9 protein-coding genes are annotated in these 13119 nt (G+C 60.9%); 3 read left to right on the forward strand and 6 right to left on the reverse strand.

Annotated elements, in window-relative coordinates; all coding sequences use genetic code 11:
- Nucleotides 1-38 precede the first annotated feature (38 nt).
- From lpxA to ACYVHT_RS14755, 4 genes are all read right to left on the reverse strand, one after another.
- A complete protein-coding gene (gene lpxA / locus ACYVHT_RS14740; protein WP_460553232.1) occupies nt 39-848 on the reverse strand; it encodes an acyl-ACP--UDP-N-acetylglucosamine O-acyltransferase in 810 nt (269 codons plus the stop codon).
- 107 nt (nt 849-955) lie between these two features.
- Nucleotides 956-2350 (reverse strand): bifunctional UDP-3-O-[3-hydroxymyristoyl] N-acetylglucosamine deacetylase/3-hydroxyacyl-ACP dehydratase, encoded by a 1395-nt coding sequence (locus tag ACYVHT_RS14745; RefSeq protein ID WP_460553235.1) that lies wholly within the window; start codon nt 2348-2350, stop codon nt 956-958.
- 115 nt (nt 2351-2465) lie between these two features.
- Nucleotides 2466-3506 carry a UDP-3-O-(3-hydroxymyristoyl)glucosamine N-acyltransferase gene (gene lpxD, locus ACYVHT_RS14750; protein ID WP_460553238.1) on the reverse strand — a complete coding sequence of 347 codons (1041 nt, stop codon included), beginning with the start codon at nt 3504-3506 and terminating at the stop codon, nt 2466-2468.
- Between the two features lie 110 nt (nt 3507-3616).
- Nucleotides 3617-4843, reverse strand: coding sequence for an HD domain-containing protein (locus ACYVHT_RS14755; RefSeq protein WP_460553240.1), 1227 nt, complete (start codon nt 4841-4843; stop codon nt 3617-3619).
- A 268-nt stretch (nt 4844-5111) separates the two neighbouring features.
- Between ACYVHT_RS14755 and porX the strand changes: the two genes are divergently transcribed.
- Complete coding sequence (gene porX, locus ACYVHT_RS14760) at nt 5112-6680, forward strand: T9SS response regulator signal transducer PorX (protein ID WP_460553243.1); 1569 nt, start codon at nt 5112-5114, stop codon at nt 6678-6680.
- Nucleotides 6681-7266: 586 nt separating this feature from the next.
- On the opposite strand, the gene ACYVHT_RS14765 is transcribed toward porX, so the two are convergent.
- The gene (locus ACYVHT_RS14765; RefSeq protein WP_460553246.1) at nt 7267-8523 is read right to left on the reverse strand and encodes a pyridoxal phosphate-dependent aminotransferase; all 1257 of its coding nucleotides are present in this window, start codon (nt 8521-8523) and stop codon (nt 7267-7269) included.
- 156 nt (nt 8524-8679) lie between these two features.
- A complete protein-coding gene (locus ACYVHT_RS14770) occupies nt 8680-11151 on the reverse strand; it encodes an outer membrane beta-barrel protein (protein WP_460553249.1) in 2472 nt (823 codons plus the stop codon).
- A 202-nt stretch (nt 11152-11353) separates the two neighbouring features.
- On the opposite strand from ACYVHT_RS14770, the gene tsaE reads away from it, so the two are divergent.
- Both tsaE and ACYVHT_RS14780 read left to right on the forward strand, forming a co-directional pair.
- A complete protein-coding gene (gene tsaE / locus ACYVHT_RS14775) occupies nt 11354-11791 on the forward strand; it encodes a tRNA (adenosine(37)-N6)-threonylcarbamoyltransferase complex ATPase subunit type 1 TsaE (protein ID WP_460553252.1) in 438 nt (145 codons plus the stop codon).
- Between the two features lie 97 nt (nt 11792-11888).
- Nucleotides 11889-13115: an alanine dehydrogenase gene (locus tag ACYVHT_RS14780; RefSeq protein ID WP_460553255.1), complete on the forward strand. Its 1227-nt coding sequence runs from the start codon at nt 11889-11891 to the stop codon at nt 13113-13115.
- The last annotated feature ends 4 nt before the right edge of the window (nt 13116-13119 follow it).

Genomic DNA, 13119 nt, shown 5'->3' on the forward strand with positions numbered 1-13119 from the left:
CGCTCGGCATGACGTTCATCCTACGTTGGTAAGACTACCTACTCGGCCTCGCTGCCATCCGTGGGCCGGCCGCGCTTGGGGCCTTTGATGATGCCGCGCGTGGCCGCCCGCACGAAGCCCACGGCCGTGTCGCGCTCATGGGACGCGGGCAGCTCCTGCTCAATCAGGGCCAGCGCGTCGTGCGTGTTCAGCCCGCCCAGAAACAGCGTCCGGTACAGCTGCTGCACCATGTTGATGGACTCTTCGGAGAAGCCCCGGCGGCGCAGGCCCACCGAGTTGGCCCCGGCGTAGGAGAGGGGCTCGCGGCCGGCTTTCACGTATGGCGGCACGTCTTTGCGCACCAGCGAGCCGCCCGAAATCATGGCGTGCGCCCCGATTTTCACGAACTGGTGCACTGCCGATGAGCCGCCCACAATGGCATAATCGCCGATTTCGACGTGGCCCGCCACCTGCACGGTGTTGGCCAGAATGCAGTTGTTGCCGATGATGCAGTCGTGCGCGATGTGCACGTAGGCCATAAGCAGGCAGTGGCTGCCCACGCGGGTTTCGCCCCGGTCCACGGTGCCGCGGTTCACGGTCACGCATTCCCGAATCACGGTGTGGTCGCCAATGACGGCCGTGGTGCGCTCACCGGCAAACTTCAAATCCTGGGGTACGGCACCAATCACGGCACCCGGAAAGACCTGGCAGTGCGCCCCGATGCGGGCCCCGTTCATGATGGTAACGTTCGGGCCAATCCAGGTGCCCTCCCCAATCTCAACATCCGCTGCGATGGTCGTAAACGGTTCAACGGTTACGCCCGGCGCGAGGCGAGCTTCGGGGTGGATATGGGCGAGGGGGGAAAGCATTCTTCTTTCAGAAAATTATGAATTATGAATTATGAATTATGAATTGAATTGGCTGCCACTGGCTGAGCAAATTCATAACTCATAATTCATAATTCATAATTGAAAAATTAGACGTCTTTGCGGACGATGGCAGCGCTCATTTCGGCTTCGCACACCACTTTGCCATTCACGAAGGCCTGGCCGCGCATTTTGGCGATGCCGCGCTTGATGGGGGCCAGCAGCTGGCAGTGGTACACGATGGTGTCGCCGGGCAGCACGCGCTTGCGGAAGCGGGCGTTTTCGATGCCCAGGAAGTACTGCCAGTAGTTTTCGGGGTCGGGCACGGTGTTCATTACCAGGATGCCGCCGGTCTGGGCCAGGCCCTCAATCTGCAATACGCCGGGCATGACCGGGTTGCCGGGGAAGTGGCCCGTGAAGAAGGGCTCGTTCATGCTCACGTTTTTCACGGCCGTCACCACCTGTTCGTCGAGGTGAATCACCTTGTCAATCAGGAGAAAAGGGTAGCGGTGGGGCAGCACCTGCATGATGCGGTTGATGTCCATCACCGGCTCACGGCTGGGGTCGTAGGCCGGCACCGGGTTGGTGCGCGACTCCAGCATCTTCTTCTTGATTTTCTTGGCGAAGGCCACGTTGGCGGCATGGCCGGGCCGGGCAGCCAGAATCTGGCCTTTCAGGGGGCGGCCCACCAGGGCGAGGTCGCCCACGAGGTCGAGCAGCTTGTGGCGGGCGGGCTCGTTTTTGTGGCGCAGGTCCACGTTGTTCAGAATGCCCTCCTTCTTCACCGACACGCGGGGCTTGCCCAGCATTTTGGCCAGCTCGGTCAGCTCGTCGTCGCCCACCACGCGGTCCACCACCACAATGGCGTTGCTGAGGTCGCCGCCGCGAATGAGGTTGTTTTTGTAGAGCATTTCCAGCTCGTGCAAAAAGCAGAACGTGCGCGAGGAGGCAATTTCTTCGCTGAACAGGCCGATGTCGGTGAGCGTGGCGTGCTGCGAGCCCAGCACCGGCGAGTTGTAGTCCACCATCACCGTGAGGCGGTAGTCGGTGAGGGGCAGCGCCGCGATTTCGACGCCGCGCGCATTGTCCACGTAGCGAATGCTTTCCGGGATTTCGTAGTAGTTGCGCAGGGCGTTCTGCTCCTCAAAGCCCACCGTGTTCAGGGCCTTGATGAACTCGGCCGACGAGCCGTCCATGATGGGCGGCTCGGGGCCGCTGAGCTGAATCAGCACGTTGTCGAGCTGCAGGCCCACGAGGGCGGCCAGCGTGTGCTCTACGGTGTTGACGCGGGCCCCGTTCTGCTCGATGGTGGTGCCGCGGCTCAGGTCCACCACGTTGTCCACGTCGGCATCGACGGTGGGCTGACCGGGCAAATCGACCCGCTGAAACTTATAGCCGTGGCCCACCGGAGCGGGGCAAAACGTCATGGTGGCTTCCACGCCGGTGTGCAGGCCAATGCCGCGCACCGTCACGGGCGCCTTGATGGTGTGTTGCTTATCGTTCATTCTCGTGAGAAGTGAGAGGTGAGAAGATGAGAAGAGAGCCGGAAACGGCCCTGCCCAACGGCAGCGGCGCTTTTTCCCCTCTCACTTCTCAAAGTCCCACTTCTAAAGCACAAAGCTAGGGCTTTTCCGTCGCGTTTTTAGCCTTCTCCAACTCCGTAACGCGCTGCTCCAGCTCCGGCAGCCGGCGGAAAACAATTTGGGCGCGCTGGTTCTGCTTGAAATCGAAGGCCGTGGAGCCCTGCAGAATGGTGCCTTCCTGCTTCACGTTCTTGCCGATGCCCGACTGCGCCGTGACCGTGGTCTTGTTGGCCAGCGTGACGTGGCCGGCCATGCCTACCTGCCCGGCCAGCACGCACTGGTCGCCGATTTTGGATGAGCCGGCGATGCCCGTCTGGGCCGCGATGACCGTGTTTTTGCCGACCTCCACGTTGTGGGCCAGCTGCACGAGGTTGTCGATTTTGCTGCCCCGGCCCACGCGGGTCGAGCCCAGGGTGGCGCAGTCCACGGTGGCGTTGGCCCCGATGCTCACGTAGTCTTCGAGCACCACGTTGCCGATTTGCGGAATGGCCTTATACGAGCCGTCCGGCTGCGGGGCGAAGCCGAAGCCATCGGACCCCACCACGGCCCCGGCTTTGATGACGCAGAACTGCCCAATCACGGTATCGGGGTAGATTTTGGCCCCGGCGTGGATGATGCTGCCCGCCCCAATCGTAACCCGGTCGCCGATGTAGGCATGGGGGAAAATCAGCACGTTCTCGCCCAGCTTGCAGCCTTCGCCGATGTAGGAAAAAGCCCCCCGGTAGTGCCCGGCACCGATTTCGGAGCTCTCGCCCATGTACGATGGCTGCTCCACGCCGCGCTTGCCGGTGCGGGTGGCCTGGGCGTAGAATTCGAGGAGCTGGCTGAAAGCGGTATAAGGATTTTCGACCCGGATGAGCGTGGGCCTGATGGGCTCGCGCAGCGCCTGGGCCGTGCCCACAATGACGGCCGAAGCACCGGTTTCGTAGAGAAACGGCTCGTATTTGGCGTTGGAGAGGAAGGTGAGCGAGCCGGCGCGGGCTTCTTCAATTTTGGCGAGGCTGGAAATGCGCTGGGTGGCGTCGCCCTCCACAGTGCCGCCGAGGACTTCGGCAATTTGCTGAACGGTAAATTCCATAGGGGCGCAAAAGTAGTTCGGCAGTCTGTTTTCTATCTGAGGGAAAGATGAGGGCCAGATGAAGCAACCGGCCGTATTGCCTGCAGCAAGACGTTTTGAACGCCCGAATGCTACACGATTTCCTTCGGGTAGCAGATATAAAATTTCTCCACCCGCTGGCTCAGGGCCCGAATGTTCGGCAAATCAGAGGCTTCCATCACGTTCACCACGTCGCCTTTTTTGGTCAGGATTTCGATGGGCTCGCCGCTGGGGTTGTAGGCGCTGTTGCTCAGGCGGCCGGGAATCATGAGCAGCTCGGCTTCCTCGGGCGGGAGGCCGAATTTTTCCTCAATCAGCTCGCGGATGCCGAGGCGGAAATCCTCATCGAACGGCTCGGGGGCCAGCACGATTTTGAGCAGGTTGCGGTGCAGAATGCTCTTGGCCAGGTAGCTGAGCACTTTATCGGGATGCCCGGCCCAGGCCTTGATGGCCGACCAGATGTCGTAGTCGTCGAGCTCCACGAAATGGCTCAGGATTTTCTCGTCCTTCTCAAACTCGGCCAGGCTCACGGCGCGGCCCAGGAAATAGCCCAGGCAGGTATTGGCGGGTACTTCCACGCCGCGCCGGGCCAGGTCGCGGGCGCGCTGCACCACGCGAATCACCATCTGCTCGGCCGAGGTGACGGTTTTGTGCAGGTACACCTGCCAGTACATCAGCCGGCGGCTCACCAGGAAGTTTTCGACCGAATACACGGCTTTTTCCTCCAGCACCAGCCGCTCGTCGTGCACGCGCAGCATTTTGATGAGGCGGTCGGCCCCGGGGCGGCCTTCCTCCACGCCGGTATAGAAGGAGTCGCGGTTGAGGTAGTCCAGGCGGTCCATGTCGAGCTGGCTGCTCACCAGCTGATGAAAAAACGGCCGCCCGTAGCTGCCATCAAACATGGAAATGGCCAGGCTCAGCTTGCCGTGAAACTCGGCGTTGAGCCGCTGCATCAGAAACAGAGACAGCTGCTCGTGCGGCACATCCTGGAAAATGGCGGTTTCGAGGGCGTGGGAGAGGGGGCCGTGGCCCACGTCATGCAGCAAGATGGCAGCCATGGCCGCTTCGCCTTCGGCCGCCGAAATCTTCACGCCCTTGTCCTTGAGCGTGCGCAGCGCCAGGCTCATCAGGTGCATGGCCCCCAGCGCGTGGTGGAAGCGCGTGTGCAGCGCCCCCGGATACACAAACCCCGTGAGCCCCAGCTGCTGGATGCGCCGCAGCCGCTGAAAGTAGCGGTGCTCGATGAGGTCGAACAGAAACTCCGTCGGGATGGTGACGAAGCCGTAGACGGGGTCGTTGAAAATCTTCTTTTTGTTCACGAGGAGTGCCGGAAGGGGTGACGAGCGGAAAAGGAAACCGGAGAAATGCAGGCCGAATAACGAGAATCAGGCAACATTTGCAGCCGCAGCCCGTCCATGACTGAACGCGAAACTACGGCGCACCGTTTGGGCAAGCTCAACAACCCGCCGCAGTAAAGGCAATAGCATTTCGCTATATCCATTCGGGACGTCTTACGTTAGTACCCGAAACCAAGACCCCAACCAAAGGTCAGCGTAAGCTAAGTCCCCAAGACCCCAAGTCCCTACTATGCAACAAACCACCATTCTCTGGGCCGACGACGAAATCGACTTGCTCAAGCCGCACCTGCTGTTTCTCAAGGAGAAGGGCTACGACGTGACCCCCGTCAACAGCGGCGCCGATGCCATCGAGGAAATTCAGGAGAAGAGCTACGACCTTGTTTTTCTCGACGAAAACATGCCCGGCCTCACCGGCCTCCAAACCCTGACCGAAATCAAAGCCATCCGGCCCACCGTGCCCGTGGTTATGATTACCAAGAGCGAGGAAGAGCACATCATGGAATCGGCCATCGGGGCCAAAATCGCCGACTACCTCATTAAACCGGTGAACCCCAGCCAGATTCTGCTGTCGGTGAAGAAGGTGCTCGACAACAAGCGCCTCGTGAGCGAAGCCACCAACTCGGGCTACCAGCGCGATTTCCGCCAGCTCGGCATGCAGCTTTCCGACCGCCTCTCGCCCGCCGAATGGGCCGACGTGTACAAGAAGCTGGTGTACTGGGAGCTCGAAATCAACGAAACCGAGGGCAAGAGCATGGCCGAGGTGTTCAACATGCAGAAGGACGAGGCCAACACGTACTTCGGCCGCTTCATCACCGAGAATTACGAGGACTGGGTGAACGGCGACGACAAGGACGCGCCGCTCATGTCGCACCAGCTCTTCAAGGAGCGGGTGTTCCCGACGCTGAAGGCCACCGGCGACACGCCCGTGTATTTCGTCCTCATCGACAACCTGCGCTACGACCAGTGGAAGGTGCTGGAGCCCATTATCACGGAGTTGTTTACCGTCGACAGCGAGGAGATGTACTACGCCATTCTGCCGACCACCACGGCTTATGCGCGGAACGCCATTTTCTCGGGCATGATGCCGGCCGATATTCAGAAGAAATACCCCAACCTGTGGGTGACCGACGACGACGACGAGGGCAAAAACCTACACGAGGCCGAGTTCATGGAAATCAACTTCCAGAAGAACAACCAAAAGGCCAAGCACAGCTACAACAAGGTGACCAACCTGCAGGCCGGCAAGGACTTGCTGAGCAAGATGAGCAACCTGCACAACAACTACAAGTGCAACGTCATCGTCTACAACTTCGTGGACATGCTCTCGCACGCCCGCACCGACATGGCCATGATTCGCGAGCTGGCCGCCGACGAGTCGGCCTACCGCAGCATCACCCGCTCGTGGTTCCTGCACTCGCCGCTGTATGAGATGATGCAGCAGATTGCCGAGAAGAAGGGCAAGCTCATCATCACCACCGACCACGGCACCATCCGCTGCAAGCGCCCCTACAAGATTGTGGGCGACCGCAACACCAACACCAACCTGCGCTACAAGCACGGCAAAAACCTGGGCTTCGACGACTCGCGCGACGTGTACGTGGTGCGCAAGCCGGAGCGCATTTTCCTGCCCCGCGAAAACGTGAGCACCGCGTATGTGTTTACGATTGGCGACTATTTCTTCGCCTATCCCAACAACTACAACTACTACGTGAACTACTACAAGGACACGTTCCAGCACGGCGGCATCTCGCTCGAGGAATGCATCATTCCCTATGTGACGCTCACGGCGAAGGGCTAGACCTTGTCGCTTCATTGCCAGAAAAAAGGCCGCCTCAAACGAGGCGGCCTTTTTTCTGGCCCAGGAATGTAGCCGAGTGCTGTAACCACTGGAATAGGCTTTAACCAAGAGAGAGACAATTTGGACTGCTCCATGAGATTGTCCGGCACAGGTTTCAGGCTCATTCTGAGGAAGAAAGCGAGTGTAGCGGTTCGATATGATTAAAAAAGTGCAAAAATAATTTGCACTTTAAGAAATGGGTCCGCTATATTTGTAGTGTAATAAGTGAGCAGCATTAGTGTTTTTATAAGAAATTAGTTCGATTTGAGCCGTATACGTGTTGTTTTACCAACTTGGTTTATTGTTCGTTGATTTAGCATGTGTTTATAAGGTGTTATATTTCATTATGTGGTGTTAGTCAGATTTCAACCAGTTGAACTGCTTGGGTGAGCAGGGAAGAAGAGGACTGGTTTGCGTTTGACCTTATGGAAAGGCTGTCAGTATTGCTGGCAGCCTTTTTTGCATTAAAAGAGGGATGCCATAGCCGGCATCCCTCTTTTAATGCATCTCCGATTAATTGGGTAGGTGTGCCCCGCCGCCTCAGGCGTTATTTCAGCTTATCGAGTGCCGCCTTCAGGCGCGGGAGCGCCGACTGAATTGATTCCACCGTCTCGGCCCCCACCGAGGCGCGAAACCACGGCTCCGTGGCCGGCGAGCCGAAGGCGCTGAACGGTACCAGCGCCAGCTTGGCTTCGGAGATGAGGTAGGAGGTGAGCTCGGCGGTGCTGCTGAGCACGGTGCCATCGGGCGCGGTGCGGCCCAGCACGTCGATTTTGGCGGTAAGGTAGATGGCTCCGGCGGGCGCCACGGCATCGACGGGGTAGCCCTGCGATTTCAACGCTTTCAGGCCTTCGAAAAGGGCGGTGAGCGACGTTTGCAGCCGGCCCTTGATGCTGGTCAGAAACTCATCGACGGCGGCGGTCTGGGGCAGGAACTTGCCGGTAGCCACCTGCTCGGCCTTGGGAGCCCAGGCCCCCACATGGCCCAGGATGGACTTCATCTTGTCGATGATAGCAGCCGGGCCGAAGCTGTAGCCCACGCGCACGCCGGTGGCGGCGAAGCACTTCGACGTACCATCGATGTAAATAACGTAGTCGCGCAGCTCGGGACGCAGGCTCACGGGGTCGTAGTGCTTGGCCGAGCCGAAGGTGAGGAGCCAGTAAATCTGGTCATAGAGCACGTAGAGCGGCTTTTCGTCGGGGCCACGGCGCTTGTTCTCAGCAATTACCAGGTCGCAGATTTCCTCCAGGCCCTCCTTGGTGAACACCGTGCCGGTGGGGTTCAGGGGCGAGCACAGGGCCAGCAGCGTGGCACCCGCCACGTGCGGGGCCAGGTCGGCGGCGGTGGGCATGAAGTTGTTTTCGGGCTTGGTTGCTACGGCTACCGGCGTGGCCCCTACCAGGTGGCAGTAGTGGTTGTTGTTCCAGCTGGGCAGCGGGAAAATGGCGCGGTCGCCTTCGTCGAGCAGGGCGCGATAAGTGGCGTAGATAAGCGGGCGCGACCCGCCGGCAATCAGAATGTCGTTGGGGTTGTACTCCAGGCCCTGGCGGGTTTTGAGAAAAGCGGCTACGCTGTTGCGCAGCTCGCCTATACCGGCTGCGGGCGGGTAGTTGGTCTGGCCGGCCTGGTAAGCCTCGATGATGCCGCTGGTGAGGCCCGCCGGAATCGGGTAAATCCTGGAGTCGAAATCGCCGATGGTCAGGTTGCAGATGTCGGCGCCCTGGCGCACCTGCTCACTTACCTGGTTGCCAATTCGAATGATTTCGGAGCCGATAAGGCCGGCTGCCATCTTGGATACTTGCATAGGAAAACGGGGAAATAAGTGCCGCTTCGGCCCACGAAGGTAAAAGGCACGTCGCTTACGACGGAACGAAGAATGCGAAATGAGGAATTATAAACGGGCACGCCGGCTGCCGGGGCTGGGCGTGCGGCGGCGTATTCCTCACCGGCAAAGCCGCTATTATTGACCGCTGGCGCGGCGCAGCTCGTCCTCGGCCCCGGCGGTGCGCTTGCGGGCGGCGGCCACTTTGCCATTGCCGAAGCGGTAGGTGAAGGCGGCCGTAACGACCCGCAAATCTTCCCGCCGGTAAAACCGCTCCGAGAAGCTGGCAAAGGTTGAAACGGCCCGGTTGGGCGTGTTATAGAAAATATCGGCCACGTTCAGGCGCAGGGTGCCCTGCTTGCCCCACACGCTTTTCTGGAGGCCCGCCCCAACCTGGCCCCGCGGCCGAATGGCCTGAAACCCATACTGCTCCTGCGACTCAAAAAAGCCATTCAAATCGGCGGTCCACCCGTGGGGCAGGGTGAAGCTGCTGGTGCCGTTGAGGATGCACGTAGCCTGGCTACGATTGAGGGCGGTGCCGGCCAGCTCGCCCACAAAGCGGGTGTAGTAAAACACGCCGCTGGCATACAGCGACCACCACTTGGTGAGGTCCAGCGGCGCGGTAAGGGTAAGCGAGTAAAAATGCTGGGTCGTCAGGTTCACGTCGCGGTTCACCACCAGGCGGCCACCGTCCGGGGCCGGCTGCACCACGTTGATGATGGGCTGGCTGGTTTGGGCGTAGGCCAGCGCGGTGGTGAATTTCTGGCGGTAGGTATGCGTCAGCTCGAAATTATAGCTGGTCTGGGTCACCAGGTCGGGGTTGCCGGCGCGGTAAGAGGTTGCGTCGAAATAATTGCGCAAGGGGTTCACCTGCACGTAGCTGGGCCGGTCGATGCGCCGCGTCACCGCCAGACCCAGCGCGTGCCGCTCGCCGAGCGTGTGCTGCACCGTGGCACTCGGAAACAGCTGGAAATAATGCCGCTCCCGCTGGCTTTCGCCCAGCAGGTCGGCCCGCGTGTTGGTTTGCTCGCCGCGCAGGCCGGCCTGGAAAGTGGTTTTTCCCGTCGCACCGCGCAGGCTCACGTAGGCGGCATTCACGTTTTCGCGGTACTGAAACTGGTTGGAAATGGCGGGGTCGAACACGGTCACGCCATTGCTGGTGCGTTCGAAGGCCACGTTGTTGTCCGAGGTCACCGCCGTCACTTTGGCCCCGGCTTCGAGACGGGCGCGGCGGGGCAGGGGCTGGCTGAAATCGACCTTGGCAGCGGCAATGGCAAGGTCGCTGCGCTGGTCGCCGCTGAGCAGCGCAGCGGGCTGGGCCGGCTCATCGAAGTAGGTACGCAGGGCCAGCAGACGGGTGGTGCGGTAGCGGGCGTAGTCGGCATCGGCAGTCAGGGTGGCTGCCGTGGCCGAATCGGCGAAGGCGTGGCGCAGGTTGATGTTGGCACTGCCGCTGGGGCGCTGCACGTCCTGCGCGGCGGCGGAGTGGTAGCGGCTGGCGGGCTCGCCCAGCGCCCCGAAAACCTGGGTCTGGTTGGTGGTAGTGTAAGCCGTCTGGCTGGCCAGCACGGTGGCCGACACGCCCAGCAGCGTGCGCCTGGAAAGCGTAAAATCGCCGCCCACTTTGCCGCTGTGCGAGCGCAGCCACGTCAATTGCTCCGTATTGAGCCTGCTGGTGGCGGCGGCCTGCAGGGGCGTTGCCGCATATTGGCGCTCAAAATCGAGCCGCAGAAAGCCCCGCCGGTCGGTATAGGCATAGTTGCCGTAGAGGTTCACGTTTTTGCGGCGGTGGTTCAGCGCCAGGCCGCCCGTGAACTTGCCGTACTCGCCGCGGCCGTAGCTGGCGTTGGCGCTGCCGTTGGTGCCCAGGCGCTGGTCCTTTTTGAGGTTGATGGCGATAACGCCCGCGCCGCCCTGCGCATCGTACTGCGCCGGCGGGTTGGTAATCAGCTCCAGGCTTTGCAGCTGCTCGGCGGGCAGGGCCTTCAGGTAGTCGGCCAGCTCTGCGCCGGTGAGCGGCACGCGCTTGCCATCTACCACCACCAGCAGGCCCTGCCGGCCGCGCAGGCCCAGGTTATCGGCGGCATCTACGGTCACGCCCGGCGAGCGGCCCAGCACCTCCAGCGCAGTGGCCCCGGCCGAGAGCGGGCTGTCGGCCACGTTTACCACGGTGCGGTCGGCCAGGTGCTCAAACAGCGGCTTGCGGGCCGTCACGGTCACTTCCTTCAGCGCCGTGGCCTGGCTGGTAGCCAGTCGGATGGGCGCTAGCACCAGGCCGGCGGCCGGCAGCTCAAACGCCGGGCTCCAGTACCGCACAAAACCCACCTGCGCCACCGAAAGCAGGTAGCGCGGCCCGCTCGGCGCATTTAGCTGGAAAGCCCCGCTGGCGTCGCTGAATTCGGTTTTAACAACCGTCGAATCGGCTGCCCGGTGCAGGGTAACGGTTGCAAACTCCACGGCTTCCCGGGCGGCATTGGCTACGGTGCCGCTCACCGGCGCCCGCTGCTGCCCCGCGGCGGTCAGTGAGCCCAAAAACAGAAAGCTGGCGAGTAGCTGGCCGGAAAATACGGCCCACGAAAAGCCGGTTTGGGCAGGGTAGCGTAGGGGCATCGGGTAGCGCGAGGTAGAAGCCGAAGTAGACCGGCCGGTGCGGCCGGTTGCTGAAGGCAGGCTGCTCCAATATTTCAGGCAAGTGCTTACCGGCTTTGAAATGAATTGCTTAGGCTACTCAGCAAAACGTAAAGGTGTGGCACGAAGGGGGATATTCCAAAAACGAGAGCCCTTATCTGCCCGGCGGGCGGTATTTTCGTGCATGATTCCCAAAATCTTGTCCGTTGCCAGCCTGGCCGAGTTGCCCGCTGCCGCTGCTCAGGTGCACGCCGCCATTGCCGAATCGGGCTGCACGGTGGTGGCCTTCGAAGGGGAGATGGGGGCCGGCAAGACCACCCTCATTCGCGCCCTCGCCGCGGCCCTGGGCGTGGCCGACGATGTGAGCAGCCCAACCTTCGCGCTGGTCAACGAGTACCGCGACGGCCAGGGAAGCCCCGTCTATCATTTTGATTTTTACCGCATCGAGTCCCTCGACGAGGCCGAACGAATGGGCGCGACGGAGTACCTCGATTCCGGGTATCTTTGTTTGGTGGAATGGCCTGCCCGTGTGGCGGCTTTATTGCCCACGCCCCGGCTCGAAGTGCGCCTGGAAGTCTTAAGTGCCGAAAGCCGGCGAATCGAATTAAAAATTATCAGTTAAGAATCAATAGTGCATAGCATATAAATTGAAAAGCAAGCCGTTGGCTTTGCGCCCGGCAGCGTAAATTTTTAGACTATTATTCTTAATTCCATCACTTATGCCCGAACAGCTACCCTCCGGTTTCGAATCTTTGGCCACGAGCCGTGCCTATTTCACCCAGGAGTCGATGCTGGCCGTGGAAACGCGCAAGCGCAAGCTCTTTATTGGTTTGCCGCGCGAAACTTCCCTCCAGGAAAACCGCCTCGGCCTCACGCCCGAGGCCGTGCAGCACCTCGTATCGGCCGGGCACGAGGTGGTGATGGAAGCCGGGGCCGGCGAGCCCAGCAAGTACGCCGACCACGCCTATTCTGAGGCCGGCGCCCAGATTGCCTATTCCACCGAGGAAGTTTTTAAGGCCGACATTCTGCTGAAGGTGGCCCCGCCCACGCTCGAAGAAATCGAGTTGCTGCACCCCGGCCAAACCCTGATTTCGGCCCTGCAAATGGGCTCGATGACGCAGGAATACATTGCCGCGCTCTCCCGCAAGAAAATCAACGCCATCGGCTTCGAGCTGATGAAGGACCCCAGTGGGGCCCGCCCCGTGGTGCGCGCCATGAGCGAAATCGCGGGCTCGACGGTGATGCTGATTGCGGCCGAATACCTGGCCCGCTCCAACGAGGGCAAGGGAATCATTCTGGGCGGCATCACGGGGGTGCCGCCGTCGCAGGTCGTCATCCTGGGGGCGGGCACGGTGGCCGAGTACGCCGCCCGCGCCGCCACCGGCCTGGGGGCCGAGGTGAAGGTGTTCGATAATCACCTGTACAAGCTGCGCCGCCTCAAGCACAACTTGGGCATGCAGCTCTACACCAGTACGTTGGATACGTTTGCCCTCAGCCAGCAAATCCGACGGGCCGACGTCGTCATCGGCGCGCTGGCGGTGGAAGACGGCCGCATTCCCTTCATGGTGCCCGAGGAAATGGTGGCCAGCATGTCGCCCGGCTCCATCATCATCGACGTGAGCATCGACCAGGGCGGCTGCTTCGAAACCAGCGAGATGACCAGCCACAGCAACCCGGTGTTCCGCAAATACGATGTCATCCACTACAGCGTGCCCAACATTGCCTCGCGCGTGCCCCGCACCGCCACCAACGCGCTGAGCAACATCTTCACGCCCATCCTCCAGGAAATCAGCCAGCACGGCGGCATCAACGAAGTGCTGTTCACCAACGAGCATTTCCGCAGCGGCGTGTACATCTACCGCGGCTCGCTCACGAATGCGATGATTGCGAAGAAGTTTAATCTGCGGTATAAGGAGTTGGGGCTGCTGATTGCGGTGCGGAATTAATTAT

Source organism: Hymenobacter daeguensis (genome assembly GCF_054780555.1).